This is a genomic window from Saccharothrix sp. CB00851 (assembly GCF_001905065.1).
GTDB lineage: Bacteria > Actinomycetota > Actinomycetes > Mycobacteriales > Pseudonocardiaceae > Actinosynnema.
On sequence record NZ_LWLC01000050.1, the window covers coordinates 1 to 17,352 of the forward strand.

The 17,352-nt window shown below is 71.0% G+C and carries 14 protein-coding genes; 7 read left to right on the forward strand and 7 right to left on the reverse strand.

Annotated elements, in window-relative coordinates:
- Window positions 1-257 precede the first annotated feature (257 nt).
- Entirely contained in the window at window positions 258-1,598 is a 1,341-nt protein-coding gene (locus A6A25_RS36750) for a class I adenylate-forming enzyme family protein (protein ID WP_073898279.1), read from the forward strand.
- A gap of 152 nt (window positions 1,599-1,750) precedes the next feature.
- Here the strand turns inward: A6A25_RS36750 and A6A25_RS36755 are convergent, their stop codons facing one another.
- Window positions 1,751-2,728 (reverse strand): FkbO/Hyg5 family chorismatase, encoded by a 978-nt coding sequence (locus A6A25_RS36755; protein WP_073898281.1) that lies wholly within the window; start codon window positions 2,726-2,728, stop codon window positions 1,751-1,753.
- Window positions 2,729-3,192: 464 nt separating this feature from the next.
- Between A6A25_RS36755 and A6A25_RS36760 the strand changes: the two genes are divergently transcribed.
- The 3 genes from A6A25_RS36760 to A6A25_RS36770 all read left to right on the forward strand — a co-directional run bounded on the left by A6A25_RS36760 (window position 3,193) and on the right by A6A25_RS36770 (window position 6,932).
- Window positions 3,193-4,401 carry a cytochrome P450 gene (locus tag A6A25_RS36760; RefSeq protein WP_073898283.1) on the forward strand — a complete coding sequence of 403 codons (1,209 nt, stop codon included), beginning with the start codon at window positions 3,193-3,195 and terminating at the stop codon, window positions 4,399-4,401.
- Between the two features lie 47 nt (window positions 4,402-4,448).
- The gene (locus tag A6A25_RS36765; RefSeq protein WP_083668961.1) at window positions 4,449-5,465 is read left to right on the forward strand and encodes an aldo/keto reductase; all 1,017 of its coding nucleotides are present in this window, start codon (window positions 4,449-4,451) and stop codon (window positions 5,463-5,465) included.
- 84 nt (window positions 5,466-5,549) lie between these two features.
- A complete protein-coding gene (locus A6A25_RS36770; protein ID WP_073898286.1) occupies window positions 5,550-6,932 on the forward strand; it encodes a condensation domain-containing protein in 1,383 nt (460 codons plus the stop codon).
- Window positions 6,933-6,988: 56 nt separating this feature from the next.
- On the opposite strand, the gene A6A25_RS36775 is transcribed toward A6A25_RS36770, so the two are convergent.
- From A6A25_RS36775 to A6A25_RS36790, 4 genes are all read right to left on the reverse strand, one after another.
- On the reverse strand, window positions 6,989-7,999 hold the full coding sequence (locus A6A25_RS36775) for a methyltransferase (protein ID WP_073898288.1): 1,011 nt from the start codon (window positions 7,997-7,999) through the stop codon (window positions 6,989-6,991).
- Window positions 8,000-8,165: 166 nt separating this feature from the next.
- Window positions 8,166-8,828, reverse strand: a complete 663-nt coding sequence (locus A6A25_RS36780) for an HAD-IA family hydrolase (RefSeq protein ID WP_073898290.1) — start codon at window positions 8,826-8,828, stop codon at window positions 8,166-8,168.
- Window positions 8,813-9,889 carry a Gfo/Idh/MocA family protein gene (locus tag A6A25_RS36785; protein WP_198932984.1) on the reverse strand — a complete coding sequence of 359 codons (1,077 nt, stop codon included), beginning with the start codon at window positions 9,887-9,889 and terminating at the stop codon, window positions 8,813-8,815. The genes A6A25_RS36780 and A6A25_RS36785 overlap by 16 nt, the downstream gene beginning before the upstream one ends.
- Entirely contained in the window at window positions 9,886-11,040 is a 1,155-nt protein-coding gene (locus A6A25_RS36790; protein ID WP_073898292.1) for a DegT/DnrJ/EryC1/StrS family aminotransferase, read from the reverse strand. The genes A6A25_RS36785 and A6A25_RS36790 overlap by 4 nt, the downstream gene beginning before the upstream one ends.
- 192 nt (window positions 11,041-11,232) lie before the next feature.
- Here A6A25_RS36790 and A6A25_RS36795 point away from each other — a divergent pair, with 192 nt between their 5' ends.
- Both A6A25_RS36795 and A6A25_RS36800 read left to right on the forward strand, forming a co-directional pair.
- Window positions 11,233-11,445: a hypothetical protein gene (locus A6A25_RS36795; RefSeq protein ID WP_073898294.1), complete on the forward strand. Its 213-nt coding sequence runs from the start codon at window positions 11,233-11,235 to the stop codon at window positions 11,443-11,445.
- Window positions 11,442-12,338: an ROK family protein gene (locus A6A25_RS36800; RefSeq protein ID WP_073898296.1), complete on the forward strand. Its 897-nt coding sequence runs from the start codon at window positions 11,442-11,444 to the stop codon at window positions 12,336-12,338. The genes A6A25_RS36795 and A6A25_RS36800 overlap by 4 nt, the downstream gene beginning before the upstream one ends.
- A gap of 82 nt (window positions 12,339-12,420) precedes the next feature.
- Here A6A25_RS36800 and A6A25_RS36805 read toward each other — a convergent pair whose 3' ends face one another.
- Window positions 12,421-13,899 (reverse strand): carboxylesterase/lipase family protein, encoded by a 1,479-nt coding sequence (locus tag A6A25_RS36805; protein WP_198932985.1) that lies wholly within the window; start codon window positions 13,897-13,899, stop codon window positions 12,421-12,423.
- Window positions 13,896-14,999 (reverse strand): galactosyltransferase-related protein, encoded by a 1,104-nt coding sequence (locus tag A6A25_RS36810; protein ID WP_073898298.1) that lies wholly within the window; start codon window positions 14,997-14,999, stop codon window positions 13,896-13,898. Before A6A25_RS36810 ends, A6A25_RS36805 begins: the two co-directional genes overlap by 4 nt.
- A 638-nt stretch (window positions 15,000-15,637) precedes the next feature.
- Between A6A25_RS36810 and A6A25_RS36815 the strand changes: the two genes are divergently transcribed.
- Window positions 15,638-17,281 (forward strand): FAD-binding oxidoreductase, encoded by a 1,644-nt coding sequence (locus A6A25_RS36815; RefSeq protein WP_198932986.1) that lies wholly within the window; start codon window positions 15,638-15,640, stop codon window positions 17,279-17,281.
- The last annotated feature ends 71 nt before the right edge of the window (window positions 17,282-17,352 follow it).

Here is a 17,352-nt window from a genome sequence, read left to right on the forward strand (position 1 = left end):
TCGCGGTAGTAGTGGACGCCCTGCACCAGCGACGCCGCGCAGTTGCCGATGCCCACGAGCGCTACGCGAACCTGATTTCCCTTTGGCTGCAAGACATTGCCCTTCTCCCTGGTCGACAGGAACGTACAAGCGCGTCGCCCTGGTCGGCAAACGTTCGGCATCGCAACGCTTTTCGGGTCGGCTCGACACCGAGCGGGCGGCGGGGTACTGCTTGTGCCGATGTCCCCACCCGAACAGGAGGCGCGACCATCAGCACCTTGGAGCAGCTGCTCGACGGCGACGACCGCGGCAGCGTTTTCACCGTGAACGGGGCCGAGTGGACCAGGCACGACCTGCGGACCGCGGGAACGCGGATCGCGGAGGAGCTGTCCACGCGGTTCGACCACCCCAGGTTCATCGTCTCCGCGACCGCCGATGCCGCCCTGATCACCGCCGTCGCGCTCGCCGCCGAGCACCTGGGCGCCGCTGTCCTGTACCTGGACTCCAACGCGGACACCGGTGACGACGGGGTGCTCGTCACCGACCGTCCACAGCAGAACGGGCAGCGGATGGCCGGCAACGGCTGGGAGTGCCACGTGCTGGCCCGCAGGCAACCCGACTACGCCGAAGCGCTGCCCGCCAACTCCGTGCTCTTCCGCACGTCCGGCTCGACCGGCACGCCGCGCGCGGTGGTCAAGCCGCTGCCCGCGGTGCTGAACGACAGCAGGCGCATCGCCGAAGCCGTGCACGGCAGGGCGCCAGGTTCGGTCGTGTCGGCCGCGCCCGCCTACCACTCCTACGGGATGACCCACGGCATCTTCGCGGGTCTGCTCGCCGGCGTGCCGACGACGTTCCGCGCACCGACCACGCTGCCCGCCGCGCTGGGCGCGACGATCACGGCCACCGGCGCCCGCACTCTGATCGGCCTGCCGCTGCAGTACCGGTTGATCGCCGAGGCCGACGGCAGCCGGTTCGCTCCGCTGGTCCAGGCGACGTCCGCAGGCGCGCCCCTGACCGCCGACGTCATCCGGCGGATGGGCGAACGCCACAGCTTCACCCTGCTCAACGTCTACGGGGCTTCGGAAGCGGGCACCTGCACCGTCGTGGACGTCGGGCGGACCGGCGACCCCGCGGTGATCGGCGAACCCCTGCCCGGGGTGACGGCGAGGATCGAGGAGGGCAGCGGCGAACTGCTGCTGCACAACGACGCGCTGGCCGTCGGCTACCTCGACGAGGGGCGCGTACGCCCGCTGCGCGAGGTGGACGGCTGCTATCGCAGCGGCGACCTCGCCGAGCACCACGTCGCAGGTCTGCGGCTGAACGGCCGGGTCACTGACGTGGTCAACATCGCCGGGCGCAAGACCAGTCGCGCGCGCCTGGAGGCCGTGCTCGGTGGGCACCCGGACGTGGCGGAGGTCCAGGTGATCGTGGCCGCCGACGACGCCCGCGGCCAGGTTCCGGTGGCCAGGGTCGTCTCCCGCACCGGGAGCGACGTACCGGACCTGCTGGACTGGGCGCGCGAGCGGCTCGCCCCCTTCGAGGTGCCGCGCCGGGTCGACTTCCGGTCGGAGCTGCCGAGGTCCGCCACCGGCAAGCTGCTCTACCGCGACGAGCTGTGACGGGGTGTTCGACCGCCACCTTCGCCGGTCGAACACCGCGATCGGTCCGTGTTCACCCCGACGCGGCGGCTGTGCTTCGCGCCCGGTCAACGGCGTCGCCGCTGACCGGGCGCGATCTCGCGGTGGGCCCCGGATTGCCGCGGTGCACGCCGTCAGGCCAGGTCGACGACGCCTTCGACCTCGACCAACAGGTCACTGCGGCAGATGTCCACGTTGAGCAGTCGGAGCGCGGTGTCGGGGCCGAACGCCCGGCGGAACTGGTCCTGCACGAACGGCATGTCCTCGGAGTGGCGGACGTAGGCCTTCGCGAACCGGAAGCGGTCCAATCCCACTGCGAGGCCGGTCTTCTCGCCGACGTGGGCGAGCAGGTGCCCCAGGTTGTCCAAGGTGGTGCGGCACTGGCCACCGAGGTCACTGTGGTGGACGGTCTCGTGCCCGACGATGCTGGCGGTCCCGGAGACGAACAGCTCGCCGCGGTTCGCACCGGGTGCGGCGGGCAGCAGGCTCGCGCGCGCGAAGCTCGGTGAGCGCGGGCCGTACCGCGCCGGGTAGCGGTACGCGGGCACCTGCCGCGGGTTCTCGAAGTGGACCGGCGCGCTCTTCGACGCCAGCGCGCACACCACGACACCGCCGCCCACGGCACCGACACCGGACGCGGCGGGCAGACTGGCCGTCCAGTCCCGGTCGGGGTTCTCGAACGCCTCGGCCCGCCCGTGGCAGAAGTCCTGGTAGCGCTCCATGCCGTCGACGTTGGGGCTGTTGATGTCGGCGACGTAGTTCCACATCCGGAACAAGGTGTAGCCGAGGTCGTCCACCAGGCGCAGCAGTGCCCGGTAGGTGTCCCGCACGCCTTCGCGGTGCTTTCCCGACCACGGCAGTTCCGCCGCGCAGAACAGCGTCTGGCCGTCCTCGGCGTGCACCAGTTTCGCCCGCCGCCCGCTCGTCACCGGTGCGGTGGTGGTCCAGTACTCGTAGAACTCCTGGTCTGGTTTGCTCGCGCTCTGCACGGTCACCGCGGGCCACGGCCGGTCGACAGGCGGACCGGCGGACGCGCCCGCGTGCACGACCACGCCGAGGACGTTCTCCGGTGCGCAGGTGGGCGGGTCCGCGCTGTAAGTCGTGGTGATCACTTCTGCTCCTGGGGAATTCCGCGGGCTCGGACGGAGCCGGGTGTTGCGGACGGACTCGCGGTCGAGGTGCGGCGCGGCCGGCCGCACCTGAGCCGCGGAATGCGGGTGAGATCCCGCTGGAAACCCGGTCGACGGCTTCGCGATGTGACTGGCGATTCCAGTCGCGCGGGCAGTGAAACACGACAGTAGTGTCCGCCGCCGTCCTGAGACAACCAGTGCCGAAATAAGCGGAGCCGCACGCTTCTTTGCCGTACCCCGGCCCGACTTCCCTGTTCCCGCAAGCGGTTCGCCGGTCGATCCGCTTGCTTGCGGTGCCGTCGAAGCGGTGTGTACGGTCCTGTGTCCAGAGGCCGTCAGCGCTATTCACCGAAGACCGCAGCAACGAACGCCGCGACAGCGCGCCCACTTTCCCTCGTGGTGAAAAGCCTCTGTCATGCCCGAAAAATGGCTCTGGAGGATGCAGCATGCCCAGCACCGATCAGGACACGGCCGTGCCGGCGGACAGCGGATTCACGGACCTCTACGAGATCAGGGAGGACTTCTACCGCGACCCCCACGCCGTCATCAAGGAACTGCGGCAGTCGGGACCCGTGCACCGGGTGCGGCTGCCGAACGACCTGCACGCCTGGCTGGTGGTCGGTGCCGAGGCGATCCGCGATCTGCTCTCGGACCAGACGATGCGCAGCGGCCCGCGCTACATCGGTGTCGAGGAGGAGGACGGGGGCGGCAACTCGACGCTCGGCATGCTCACCTGTGACGACCCCCGCCACGGGCAACTGCGGAACCTGGTGGCCGCCGACTTCCGGCCCAAGGAGATCGCCGCCCTCGAACCACGAATCGAGCAGATCGCCGACGACCTCCTCGACGAGCTCGTCGGGGAGGTCGAGGAGATCGACCTCATCGAGAAGTTCGCCTACCGCCTCCCGCTCGAGGTGATCATCGAGATGCTCGGGGTGCCGACCGTCGACCGGGCCGCGTTCCGCAAGTGGACGAACGAGACCGTCGTGGACGGTGACGACTCGGCTGCCATCCGCGCGGCGCGCGTGCACCTCGAGGAGGTCCTGCGGACCACGTTGCGGGACGGCGACGGCAGCAGCCTTGTCGAGCGCATCGCGCATGCCAAGGGGGTCGACGGCGCCGCGCCGGTGTCCTTCGACGAGCTCGTCTCCATGACCTACCTGCTGCTCATCGCCGGGCACGAGAGCTCGACCAACCTGATCGCGAACACCCTGGTGACCATCCTCGGCTCCGCGGAGCTGACCGACCAGGCCTGCGCGGGGACCCTGTCGTTCGAGGACGTTGTCGAGGAGTCGCTGCGCTTCGACCCGCCGCTGATGCTCTCCACGAGCCGGATCACCACGTGCCCGGTGTCCGTCGGCGGGAAGACGATCCCGGATGGCGAGATGGTGTTCCTGTCCTGGGCCGCCGCGGAGCGGGACGTCGCGCTGATGGACAACCCCGACGAGTTCGACCCGCACCGTAAGCGGAGCCGGACGCTGGCGTTCGGCGGCGGCGCCCACTACTGCCTCGGCGCCAAGCTGGCACGGCTGGAGGCCGTCGTCGCCCTGCGCGCCCTCTTCCACCGCTTCCCCTCCGTTCAGGTGGTCCGGCCGCCTCAACGCTGGCGCAGCACCGTGACCCGCGGGATCGAGAACCTGTTCGTCCGCCTGTGAGCACGCGGTCCGGCCGGCCGCGCGCGAGGAAGTGAGGTGCTTGAGCGATGACCCCGGAGGTTCACCCCGGTCGGCGGGAAACCGATGAACCGGTGGCCGGCACGGCGGACCGGCGTGCCCCGCGGCCGATCGGCCGCACCGGGCTGACCGCCTCGCCGTTGACGGTGGGGACGGCCGGCTGGCGACACTGGCCGGACGGCTCGGGTCCGACCCGGGCGCAGACGGCCGAGCTGGTCCGCCGCTTGCGCGCCGACCACCGGATCACGGTGCTGGACACGTCCAACAACTACGGCGAGGGCGAGAGCGAGACGCGGATCGGCGCGGCACTCGCCGAGGCGGGCGGCGCGGCGCCGGGGGTGCTGGTGCAGACCAAAGCCGATCGGCACTTCATCACCGGGGACTTCTCGGGTGCGCGGATGCGTGACTCGCTGCGCGAGAGCCTGGACCGGCTCCGGCTGGAGCGACTCCCGATGTGCTACCTGCACGATCCCGAACATGCCCCGTACGCCGAGATCTGCGGCTCCGGCGGAGCGGTCGAGGCGCTGGTGGCCGCCCGCGACGAAGGGCTCGTCGAGCACCTGGGCGTGGCGGGCGGGCCGACCAGGATGCTGCGCGAACTGGTGGCCACTGGGCACTTCGAGGCTGTGATCACGCACAACCGCTGGACGCTGGTGGACCGCTCGGCGGACGCGTTGCTGGACGCGGCCGCCGAGCGCGGTCTCGGGGTGTTCAACGCCGCACCCTACGGTGGCGGGCTGCTCACCCGCTGGCCGTTGGCGAGCACCCGCTACGCCTACGGCCAGGCACCGCCCGCACTGCTGTCCGCAGCTGACGCCATCGGCCGGCTGTGCGCCGAGGCGGGGGTGCCGCCGGCCGCGGCGGCGCTTCAGTGGTCGATGCGCGACACCCGGATCACGTCGACCATCGTCGGCGTGGCGGGTCTGGAGCACTACCAGCGGACGCTGGAGCTGGCCGACGTCGAGATCGAGGACGGGCTGTGGGCCGAGATCGAGGCGATTCCGCTGGACGACCGCACCTGGCAGGACGCCCCGGCCGCGCGGTAGTCCGGCACCGGCGCCTCTCGAGGCGCCCGGCACCACCGAACGCATGTTCGCCGCACCGACGAGTCTCCAGGAGGTCGATCACAAATGCAGGTGTCGTCAACCACGTCGAGGACCGTGCGGTTCTCCGGTCCGGGCAGTGCCCGTGCGCCGATGACCTGGTCCCAGTACGGCATGTGGCGTGCGATCAAGAAGTTCCACCCCCACGACACCTACCTGAACGTGCGCTTCCGGATCGGGCTGCCGGAGGGGTGCACGATCGACGACGTGCTTTCCGTCGTCCACGACGTCGTGGTGCGGCACGAAGCGCTGCGCACCAGGTACTTCGACACGCCCGAAGGGGTGGCCGTGCAGGACGTGTCCGGATCGGGTGAAGTGCCGGTCCTGCTGAAGCACGGCGCGGAGCAAGACCTGGACCGGCTCACCGACGACCTGGCCGACCGCTCGTTCGACTTCGACCACGAACTCCCCGCGCGGTTCGCGGTCGTGCACGTCGACGGGCGTCCGGCCGCGCTCCTGGTCGTCGTGTCGCACCTGTCGATCGACGGGCTCGCGCGCAACCGCCTCATCGAGGAGTTCACCGCCCGGTTGGCGGGCGACCACCGCTACGGCGAGGACTTGTCCCTGCTGACGCCGGTGGCGAAGGCCGAGGACGAGGCGAGCCCGGCCGGTGTCCGGCGCAACGAGCAGACGATGCGACGGTGGCGGCGGCTCGCCGAACGGGTCGACTTCACCAACTTCCCCACCCGGCTCCACGCCGACCGCTCGCCGCGGTGGGTGCGCGTCTCCATGGTGTCCCCCGCGCTCGGCGCGGCCTTCGACCGGATCGCCGACCGGAACCGGGTCTCCTCGCCTTCCGTTTACGTGGCGCTGTCCGCCACCGCGATCTCGGCGCTGTCCGGCCGGGAGGCCGCTGCCCTGCGGTGCATGATCTCCAACCGCTTCACCGAGGCGGAGAAGCGGTACATCGGCAACCTGTCCCAGGCGTGCGCCTTCGACGTCCTGGTGGGCGACGCCGACTTCGACGAGGTCGTCGGGCGCTCCATGGCCGCGAGCATCCGGGGTTACGCCATGGGCAGCTACCGCACCGACGAGCTGGACGCGGTCATCGCCGCCGACAGGTTCGACGCCATGCACAACGACTTCCGCGACACCGCGGCGAACTCCCGGCCGCAACGGCCGGCCACCGACGCGGAGATCCGCGCACTGCGCTCCCGGACCACCTTCGGGCCCTTGCAGCCCATCGACTACTACGACGACAAGTTCCACGTCGAGGTCAGGAACGCGGGTGGCGTGCCGGCGCCGACGGTGATGGTCGACCGCTGCCACGTGCCCGTCGCCGGACCGCGAGACCTGTGCCTGGCGATGGAGGCCTTCGGGCTCGCCGTGCTGTCGGACAGCCGCCACCTGCCCGCGGTCGACGTGTTCCGCGCGGCGCTGGCCGAGGTCGCCGCCGACCAGGCGTCCTGATCCCTCGCGGCTGCGCTCCCGGCCGGGACCACCGCGGCCGGGAGCGCGGCCGTTCGTCAGCCAGCGGAGGTCGGTTGGAACTCCAGCGCGGTCCGCCCGTCGGCCACCGGTGCCGAGTCCCGCAGGGCGAGGCCGCAGCCGGCGGCCAGCTCGGCCAGCTCCTCCACGGTCCGCTCGCGGCCGTTGAAGCACATCAGCATGAACAGGTCGATCCCGGTGTCGACGCCCCTGCCCCGGATCGGCTCGATCACCACGACGACACCCTCCGGCCCGACGGCCCGACCGCACTCAGCCAGGATGGCACGCGCGTGTTCGTCATCCCAGTCGTGCAGGATGTCGGACAGGACGTAGGCGTCGGCTCCCTGGGGAAGGGCGTCGAAGAAGCTGCCCGCGACGGCGCCTGCCCGGTCCCCGAGCCCGGCCGCGGCGAACCTCTCGGTGGCGGCGGCAGCGGTCGGAGGGAGGTCGAGCACCCGCCCGCGCACACCCGGGTGGACCTTCAGGACCGCCTCCAGCAGGGTGCCGTCACCGCCGCCCACGTCGAGGACGTCGGTGAAGCGGCCCCAGTCGAAGCGCTCGGCGATCTGGGCTGCCTGCACCCGGAACCGCCAGTTCATCTGGGCGTCGAACGAGGCCCTCAGCGCGGGTTCCGCGTCGAGGTCGGCCCAGAACTCCCGCCCGTACCGCCGCGGGTACGCGGGTGCGCCCGTGGTGATGGTCTCGAGCAGCTCGACGAACGCCAGTTCGGCCCGTCCACCGGCGCTGTTGATGTCGAGCAGTGGCTTGAACCCCTCCGGGGAATCACCCCTCATCTGGTCGCCCAGGCTTGTGGGCCGGTAGCGGCCGGATTCCGCGTCCAAGTCGAAGACACCGATCGTGACCAGGTGGTCGAGCAGTCGACGGAGCGCGTCGGAAGCGGTACCGGAAGCGGAGGCGAGCTGTTCGGCGGTCGCCCCCGCGTCGCCCGCGTGTTCGACCAGGCCGAGCGTCGCGGCCACCCGGATGGACATGGGAGTGGCCAGGTCGGCCATGGCGAGGATGGAAGGTGCATTCGTCTGCAGACCCATGGGACGACCTTATCGGTCAAGCGCCGTTTCCCCGTTCTGGTTAACGTGACGGCGGCCGTGCGCGCGGGTCGCGAATGAAGACGTTCCGCGGTCTGCGGAATGAGGTGCGTGATCGGAGGACGGCTTGGAAGTTGCGCGTTGTCCTCGATCGGAGCCGCTGAAGGTGTCAGGCGACGCGGTCGGGTGCGAATGACGTCACCCAGTCCGTGAAGGCGGCGGGTGATTCGAAAGCGGCATCGGGCTGGGCGTTCAGGAGCACGACCGGGTCGCACTCGCCCCACAGCGCGGCAACCGCCCCCACGCCCGCCGCACGGGCGCTGGCCAGGTCGGTTTCCGCGTCACCGATCATCACGGTCTCCGACTTGTCCACCACCCCGAGCAGGTCCATGGCCCGGTGGACGATGTCCGGTGCCGGCTTGGGGTTGGCCACCTCGTCGGACCCGATCACGTGGTCGAACCGCGACAGCACGCCGAGTTCTTCCAGCAGGGAGCGGGCACGAGGACCGCTCTTGCCGGTGGCGATCGCGAACCGCAGGCCGCGGCCCCCCAGTTCCTCCAACATGTCGGCGACACCGTCGAAGAGCCGGACGCGATCCGCGAGCCGGTAGCTCTCGCGGACGAAGGGCACCTCCATCTCCGGCGGCAGGCCCATGATCCGCATGATGTCCGGGAAGTACCGGCCGAGGTGCTTGCCGTACTCCTCGAACGGCGGCTCGCCGCCGCCGACGACCTCGCGGTACGCGCGGTGGAACGCCTCCCGCATCACGGCGAAGCTGTCCACCAGTACGCCGTCGAGGTCGAAGATCACCGTTTTCAGTTCGCCAGGCACGGCAGACTTCCCTTCGCGCTGCGCGCGGAGTCGTAGATGCGTTCGATGACGCCGATGGTCGTCCGGGCCGACGCGACCGCTCGGCCGCGATGACCGGGATCGGCGAGCAGGCCGGGAAGGGCGTCGACATGGCGGTCGTACTCGACCCCGATCGCCTCCTGCACCACCGGCACGAGCTCGACCTCGCCGCCGCGCACCACGGTGAGCACCGAACCGCCCGCCCGGTTCGGGCTGAACCCGAACGTGCAGCTCAGGACCGCGGTGCCCGCACTGCCGTGCACCTCGACGCAGGTCCGGTCGTACCTCGCGTGCGAGGCCCAGCCGACGTGCAGCGCGGTGGACACCCCCTTGGTGGTGACCAGGAACGCGCGAGCGGTGTCCTCCACCGTGGCCGGGGAGTCGCGCGTCTCGGCGTCGTGCCGCCACGCCGCCGTGGTCCGACTCCGGTCGACGAAGTCGTGGCCGGTGGTGCCGAGCACCTGCTCGAAGTCGACGGGGCCGGGACCAAGCAGCGGGAGTGCCAGGTCGAGCAGGTGCCAGCCGAGGTCGACCAGCGCTCCCCCACCCGCCCTGTCCTGGTCGGTGAACCACGGCGTCCCCGGGACGCCGCGAGCCCGCACCCACGCCAGGCTCAGGTGCCGGACCTCACCGAGCCCCGCCGCGACCCGTTCCAGCGCCTTGGTGTCCGCCCGGTACCGGGCCGCGCTGCCCGCGATCAGGACCGCGCCACCCGCCCGCTCCGCCTCGGCCAGCTCGTCCGCCTCGGCCGTGCCGAGACAGACCGGCTTCTCCAGGAACACCGGGATGCCGGCGCGGAGCAGCGCGCAGGCGACCGGCGTGTGCGCGTGGTTCGGTACCGCGACGATCGCGACGTCGGCCGTGTCGCGGCTGATCTCCGCGGGGTCCGACAGCACCCGCGCGGTGCCCGCGTAGGACGCCCGCGCCCCGACGTCGGTGTCCACTACGGCGGTGACCACCACGTCCGGATGCGCGGTCAGCCTGGGCAGCCAGATCGTCGTCGCGGCCCACCCGAGCCCCACAACCGCCACGCGCAGCGTCATGAGCGGCCCACCACGTCGGCCACCACGTCCGCGATGGCGTGCATCTGCTCCCGGGTGCCGAGCAGGGTGCGGTGATGCAGCCAGATGCAGTCCCGGGTCAGCGCCTCACTGTTCGGGCAGCGGCGGGCGATGTCCTCCACCGACTCGTCGGGTGCGGCAAGTTCCCAGAACGCCTTGGTGCGGTAGACCGCCCGGAACGCAGCGAACGCGGGGAGCCCTCGCCGGACCAGCGCATCGACCAGCTCGTTGCGCCGCTCCTCGGTGATGCCGGGCACCCGGAACATGGCCATGTAGTGCGGGTTGCGGGTGCAGCGGTCGTCGGCGCCCTGCGGTACGACGCCGGGGATGCGGGCGAGCAGGTCCGCCAACAGTGGCAGGCGATCCTCGCGCACGGCGATCTGAGCGTCCAACCTGGACAGCTGGGCGCGCAGCACACCGGCGGAGAACTCGTTCATGCGGAAGTTCGACCCGGACGTCTCGTGGAGGTAGGACCGGTCCGCCCGCGGCCTGCCGCAGCTGTGCCGCAGGAATGCCAACTCGGCCAGCTCCGCTCCGGGGAAGGTGACCGCGCCGCCCTCACCCGCGGTCATCAGCTTGCCGTTCTGGAAGCTGAAGGCGGCCACCGAGCCCAGGTCGCCGATCCGCCGCCCGCGCCACTCCCCGCCGTGCGCGTGCGCCGCGTCCTGCAGCAGCGGGATGCCGGTGCTCGCCGAGAGCTTCGCGAGCGCGTCCATGTCGGCGATCTGCCCGGCCATGTGCACGGGCATGATCGCGCGGGTCCGCGGGGTGATCGCCGCCTCGGCCGCGGCGACGTCAATGCAGTACGTGTCAAGGTCGACGTCCACCGGAACGGCCACCGCGCCGAGCCGCTGCGCCGCCTGTGACGAGGAGATGAAGGTGAACGCCGGGACGATCACCTCGTCACCCGGTCCCACCCCCGACACCTGCAGCGCCAGTTCGAGCGCGTGCGTGCCCGTCGTCACCGCGAGGGCGTGGGGTGAACCGTGGTGGGCGGCGAACTCGGACTCGAAGTGGTCGACCTCGCTGCCGCCGATCCGCCACCACTGCCCCTGTTCGAGAGCGCGGATCAGGGCAACCCTTTCCTCGTCGTCGTATTGGGGCCATGTCGGGAATTCCAGAAGTCCACTCACGACTCAACTTCTACCCAACGAGACCGGCTTCCACAACGCTCACACCGAGCCGTGACGACGAGCGGAACCGTAGCCGCACAACGATTAGCGCCAATAACTCCTTTCCCCTAACCTCGCGGTGCCACCGCCATCCGTCGTCACGGGCGCGAAATCGGCGACCACCACCCGACTCCCGGAGAACCGGTATCAACCATGACGGAACTGCTGTTGTCGAACGGACACGACCTCGGGGATCTCGGCCGACGCGCGCCAGAGTGCGCGATCCAGGACTCTTACGGCGAGGTCGGCGGGATCGTCAACCCAGGCACGTCGGTGATCAGCGGCTGCGGGCCACAGGACACGCCGACCGGCTACCGGCGTCCGCGGCTCGCGGCACGGGCACTGCCGCGGCCCGCCGAGTCATGAGCGTCGCTACCGCCGCGTACCTGGGCATCGACATCGGCGGCACCAAGGTCGCCGCGCGGGTCGAGGACGACCGGGAGACCGTCGGGGAATGGGTGTTCGCGTGGCAGCCGGATGGCACCGTCGACCACGACCTCCGCCTGCTGCGCGAGCACGTCACAGCGCTGCGGTGCCGGATCGGTCCACTCGCCGGTGTCGGCGTCGCCGTGCCGGCCACGCTCGACCGGGACGGTCGGGTGACGGCGTGGCCCACTCGCCCGTCGTGGGTCGGCCTCGACCTGCGAGCGCTGCTGGCGGACCTCTTCCCGGCGACCACGCCGCGGTGGGCCGACGACGGCGACCTGGCCGCGGTCGCGGAAGCCCGCGCGTGGGGCCATGCCGACCTGGTCTACGCCGGGGTCGGCACCGGCGTCGGCGGCGGGATCGTCCTCGGCGGCCGGTCCGCCACCGGCCACCGCGGCTCGTGCGAGATCGGACACCTGGTCGTAGACCTGGACGGCGTTCGATGCGACTGCGGACGGCTCGGCTGCGTGCAGGCGGTCGCCTCGGGCCCGGCGATCCTGCGTCGGGCACGGGCACTGCGCGGAACCGGTGTGACCCCCACCGAACTGGTGGACGGGTTCGTCGCGCAGGAGGACTGGGCCGTCGAGGCGGTCCGGCGCGGCAGCGCGGCACTGGCGGCCGCCCTGGCGGGTGTCGCCGAACTGGTCCGGCCGTCGGCGATCGTCATCGGCGGCGGGTTCGCGGCCGCGCTTCCCGGCTACGTCGACCTGGTCGCGTCGGCCGCCGCCGCCCTGGGCCGGAGGGGGCATCCGGTGCCGCCGGTCCTGCCCGCCCGGCTCGGTGGCGCCTCGTCACTGCACGGCGCGGTCCTCGCCGCCCGGGGGCGGTCCTAGCCGGAAGAACGGCTGGTACAGCCGGTGCTCCGCCGTGTGCATCCCCTTGTGCGCGACCGGCCGCGCGGTGTCACGGAGCCGGTCAGCCCACCGACCGCAATCCTGTGGCGGTGTAGCGGTAGGCGCGCCAGATCTCGCGTGACCGCTGTTCGGGATAGCGCCCCACGGCCGGGTCGGCCGCGTAGATTCGCGTGGTCGCCTGGCCCGGGTCGAATCGCGGCCACCCAGGTTCACCGGTCGCGGCGAAGGCGAGGTGCTCGGCCCGCATCAGCCCCGACAGCGCCAACTGCTCCGCCAGGACCTCGGGCCCGGCCGCCGTGACCTCGCCGTCGATGTCGGTCGTGCCGAAGACGAGCAGGCTGTCCAGGGTGTGCGAAGCGCCGTTGGGCCCGAAACCCCAGCACAGCTCGGAGAACCACACCGGGGAACCGCCCGCCGCGGCCGCCTCGGCCAGGTGCAGCGTCGGCATCCGCAGCAGCCAGTCCCCCAGCGCAACCGCCCGCGTCTCCGCGTTGCCCAGCTCAGGAAAAGCCGCGCGGTAGCGGTGCGCGCGATCGCCGGGTGCGAGGCCGTCGATCATCCGGTCAACGGCGTCCGCGGTGGCGGGACCGAGCCTGGACGCGAGCAGCGTGCCCTCGTCCCGGACGTGGCCGATGAGCACCGGGACGCGGCCAGCCGAGCCCGTGGCCAGACCTTCCCACGGTGTGACGGGCAGGACCTCACCGTCCACCACCGGGGAGAAGGGGGTCGGGGTGTAGGCGACGGCACCCCACCGCCGCGCCATCGCGGGCAGCACCCGTTCGCTCAACCGGGTCACTGCCGTCACCAGCCGTTGCGGCGGGGTGTCGACGAGTCGCTCAATATCCAGGGCGTGACCGAGTTCGGCGCGGATGTGGTCGGAGATGTCGGCGGCCAGCTCGGGCGTGAAGAACGTGCCGGGCACGCTCTGCAGGACCGCGCGGTCGAACAAACCGACCGCCTGCGGCATCACGAGGAGCGCGGCGACCGACGCGCCGCCCGCCGACTGCCCGAACACCGTGACGTTGTCCGGGTCTCCCCCGAAGGCGGCGATGTTGTCCTTCACCCACCGCAGCGCGGCGACTTGGTCGAGCAGCCCTCGGTTGTCGGGGAACCCGGGGAGGTGTGCCCAGCCCTCGGCGCCCACGCGGTAGTTGACGCTGACCACCACCGCGCCGCCCGTGGCAAGCGTCATGCCGTCGAAGTGCGGGTTGGCGGTGGAGCAGTGCAGGTAAGCACCACCGCTGATCCACACGATCACCGGCAACCCGCGCGCACCGGGGTCCGGTGTCCACACCGCGAGGTTCAACCACTCGTCACCGGTGTCGGCAGTCCCGGGTTGGGGCGGTGCCGCCCCGAACTCGACGGCACCGCGCACCCCGTCCCAGGACCGCACCGGGCGGGGCTCGGTGAACCGGTTCGCGCCGACCGGAGGCGCGGCGAACGGGATGCCCCGGAACACCGCCACATCGTCGACCCGGGTGCCCTCGATGATCCCCGTAGCGGTGCGGGCGCGTGGTGCGGGGTTCATCCGCACGTTCACCGCGCGGTCCCCGACGTCGCGAGAGCGGACCGGTACTTGTGGATCCGGCCGATCCTCCGGTCGTCGGCCGACGTCCCGGGCAGGTGGCTGTTGAACATCGACCCGTCGTCACGCACGCTGGCGGCACGGGTGTGGTTCAGGTGCGCCATGACCAGATTGCCGCGGTCGGTCCGGCCGTGCGCCGCGGCGCGCTCGTGGAAGGCGATGTCCTCGCCGCCCCACCCCTCGTAGCGTTCATCGTGTCCACCGATGGACCGGTAGAAGTCGCGGCGCACGGCGAGGCACGCGCCGACGCAGTCGTCGAGGGCCGAGCCGCGGGCGGCAGACCCGTCGACCCGGTACTCGCCGGTCGCCGCCGTGATGGCCGCGATGGTGCGCGCGGTCGTGGTCTCGTCCATCCAGACGACCCGGGAGTGCGGGATGAACAGGTCGCTGTGGTCCAGTCCGGTGTGGATGGACGCGACGACGTGCCGGTCCACGAGCAGGTCCGCGTCGAGCACGCACACCTTGTCGTGCGCCGACCGGGTGACCCCGGTGTTCACGCTCCAGGACTTGTTGTACAGGCCACCGTGCGGCGTGAAGATGTGCGTGTCGTAGAGGTCCCGGGGGATGCCGGACAGCCTGGTGTCGGTGTCCTGCTCCACGATCGTCACCTCGACGTCGGGTGCCTCCCGGGTCGCGTCCCTCAGCGCGCGCAGCGCGACGGAGAGGTTGCGCATCCGGTCCTCGGTGGACGCGCGGAACGGCACGACGAACGTCATGGCACAGTCCTCGACCGCCGGCGGGGTGTCGACGTCCGTCACGACGGCCCCGGTCGGCAGGCCGCGTCCCGGGCTGAACCGCGTGGCGACCTGTCGGTCGACCTCCCAGATCGACGCGGTCGCGTCGACGTCACCGGCAACACCGGTCAACAGGCGCACCAGTCGGTCCAGCGCGACGCGGTCACCCTCCTCCCGCGCAGCGTCCGCGGCGACGGCGTTCACCTGCTCGCGCTCGACGGGTGACAGATGTGCCAGGCCCACCGCGACGGCGCGCTCGAAGCAATCCTGCTCGTACTGCCAACTGTGGTCGTTGAGGCGCGGTCGTGGGTCGGCGAGCATGACGAGTGCTTCAGCCAGGTGATTCGCCACATTGGTCGACCCGAATGTCAAACCGGTCGTGTCCGTCACTGGTGCGACCTCCAAGTCCAGGGTGCGCGCCGCGCAGGGACCTGTCCCGAACAACCCGCCGCGGCATCGGAATACCAGCACAATCCACCGAAAACGTCGATCACCGCATGGTGCCGCATCGGTCGGCAGTGGCGCGACGGGTCCGCGGGAGGTGTTCAACTGCTTCGAGTAAGCAGTTGAATCGACGGCTGCACGCGGGCGGTCCGGTGTGTCGGCGGTCCAGGAAGCCGGTACCAGCCGCAACGGCGGTGACTCCCGACGACGCCGTCTTCGGCCGTGCGACACCGCGCACTCGGTGTTCGCTGTCGGTGTGGCGCAGGACGAGGGCGGCTGTCACTATTCCACGGCGCGGCGGGAGTGCTGGTTCGCTTCGTGCCCCTGCACCGGAAGGTTTTCACGGGATTTCGGGTGAGGATCACGAGTACGCCCGCATACCCGCAAACCTCGACCAAGAGCTGCCCCATCCGGTAGTCGAACGGCACCGTCGACATCACGCGACGGCGGCCGGGCCTCGCACAAAATCCCGCCTGACGTCGCACGGCGCGGGCGTCGCGTCCGAAAGTGGAGTGATGGAAGTGAATGGTACGGGCAGGATCGGTCGGCGCGGTTTCCTGACCGGCACGGTGGCGGGCACCGCGGCCACCGTGTTGGGACCCGCACTCGCGCCCGCCCAGGCGACGCCCGCGGTGACCGCACCACCGCCCACCATCGACTTCGGGCCCGTGGTGATCACCCGGGCGGATCGCCGCTACCGCGACCTGATCCGCGGCCACAACCCTCGCTTCGTCGGTGATCCGGACGCGGTCCACGTCGTGGACTCGACCGCCCAGGTAGTCGAGGTCGTCCAGAAGGCGGTCACCGAGCGCAAGCGGCTCACCATCCGCAGCGGTGGCCACTGCGCGGAGGACTTCGTGTTCGGCCCGGAAGTCCAAGTGGTGCTGGACCTCTCCGAGATGAACCGGGTGTACTTCGACGCCGCGCGCCGGGCGATCACCGTCGAGCCGGGCGCCGTCATGAAAGACATCTACGAGCTGCTGTACAAGGCGTGGGGCATCACGATCCCCGCGGGCATCTTCCACTCGGTCGGTGCCGGCGGTCTCTTCGCGGGCGGTGGGCACGGTTGGCTCTCGCGGACCCACGGCATGGCCGTGGACCACTTGTACGCGGTCGAGGTGGTTGTGGTGGACGCGAAGGGCAGGGCCCGGGCGGTGGTGGCGACCCGGGAGGACGACGATCCCCACCGCGACCTGTGGTGGGCGCACACCGGTGGTGGCGGCGGGAACTTCGGCGTCGTCACCCGCTACTGGTTCCGCTCGCCGGGAGCGTCCGGAAAGGACCCCCGGGCCGTCCTGCCGCAGCCACCGGCCGAGGTGCTGTTCAGCACCGTCGTGTTTCAGTGGAGCGGGATGACGCGGGAGAAGTTCACCAGACTGCTGAAGAACTTCGGCGCCTTCTGCGAGAAGCACAAGGACCCCGCGTCGCCGTACCTGGGTGTGACCGGCAACTTGTGGCTGCCCCACCGGTCCAACGGCCAGCTCGGTGTGACCACGCAGGTGGACGGCAGCCGCCCGGATGCCGAGCGGTTGCTCGACGCCTACCTCGCCCAGGTCCTCGACGGCGCCGAACCCGACCTGCGGGTGCCCACGCTGCGGATGCCGTGGCTGGAGTCGGTGCGGCACCACAGCGGCACGACGGACAGCAACCAGAACGACCCGACGGTGCGCGGTGACTACAAATCGGCCATGATGCGGGGCAACCTGCCGAACGACCAGATCGAGGCGATCCACCGCTTCCTCACCAGCGCCGACATCGACAACCCCGCGATCTCCTTGTCGTTCATCGGGTTCGGTGGGCGGACCAACGCGGTGGCACCCGGCGCGACCGCGTTCCCGCACCGGGACTGCTCGATGAACGTGCTGTGGACGGCGGTGTGGCGCGATCCCGCCGAGGACGCCAAGTACATCGCCTGGAACCGGGAGTTCTACGCGGCGGTGTACGCGCAGACCGGTGGAGTGCCGGTGCCGAACGCCGTGACCGGCGGCTGCTACGTCAACGACCCGGACACCGATGTCGCGGACCCGAGGTTGAACAGGTCCGGAGTTCCGTGGCACGAGCTGTACTACAACGACAACTACCCGCGCCTGCGCCAGGTCAAGGCGAAGTGGGACCCGCAGAACTTCTTCCGGCACGCGCTGTCCGTCGAGCTTCCCTGACCGGCGGCCTCCTCATCGACCTGGGTGGTGCACCCGCGGGGCGGGCGCCCGGTTCTCCCCCCAGTGAAAGG

Coding starts and splice junctions, on each gene's coding strand:
- A6A25_RS36775 (WP_073898288.1), bottom strand. CDS start 7,999: ATGGGTCTGCAGACGAATGCACCTTCCATCCTCGCCATGGCCGACCTG.
- A6A25_RS36795 (WP_073898294.1), top strand. CDS start 11,233: ATGACGGAACTGCTGTTGTCGAACGGACACGACCTCGGGGATCTCGGC.
- A6A25_RS36785 (WP_198932984.1), bottom strand. CDS start 9,889: ATGACGCTGCGCGTGGCGGTTGTGGGGCTCGGGTGGGCCGCGACGACG.
- A6A25_RS36765 (WP_083668961.1), top strand. CDS start 4,449: ATGACCCCGGAGGTTCACCCCGGTCGGCGGGAAACCGATGAACCGGTG.
- A6A25_RS36810 (WP_073898298.1), bottom strand. CDS start 14,999: ATGCTCGCCGACCCACGACCGCGCCTCAACGACCACAGTTGGCAGTAC.
- A6A25_RS36800 (WP_073898296.1), top strand. CDS start 11,442: ATGAGCGTCGCTACCGCCGCGTACCTGGGCATCGACATCGGCGGCACC.
- A6A25_RS36815 (WP_198932986.1), top strand. CDS start 15,638: ATGGAAGTGAATGGTACGGGCAGGATCGGTCGGCGCGGTTTCCTGACC.
- A6A25_RS36770 (WP_073898286.1), top strand. CDS start 5,550: ATGCAGGTGTCGTCAACCACGTCGAGGACCGTGCGGTTCTCCGGTCCG.
- A6A25_RS36760 (WP_073898283.1), top strand. CDS start 3,193: ATGCCCAGCACCGATCAGGACACGGCCGTGCCGGCGGACAGCGGATTC.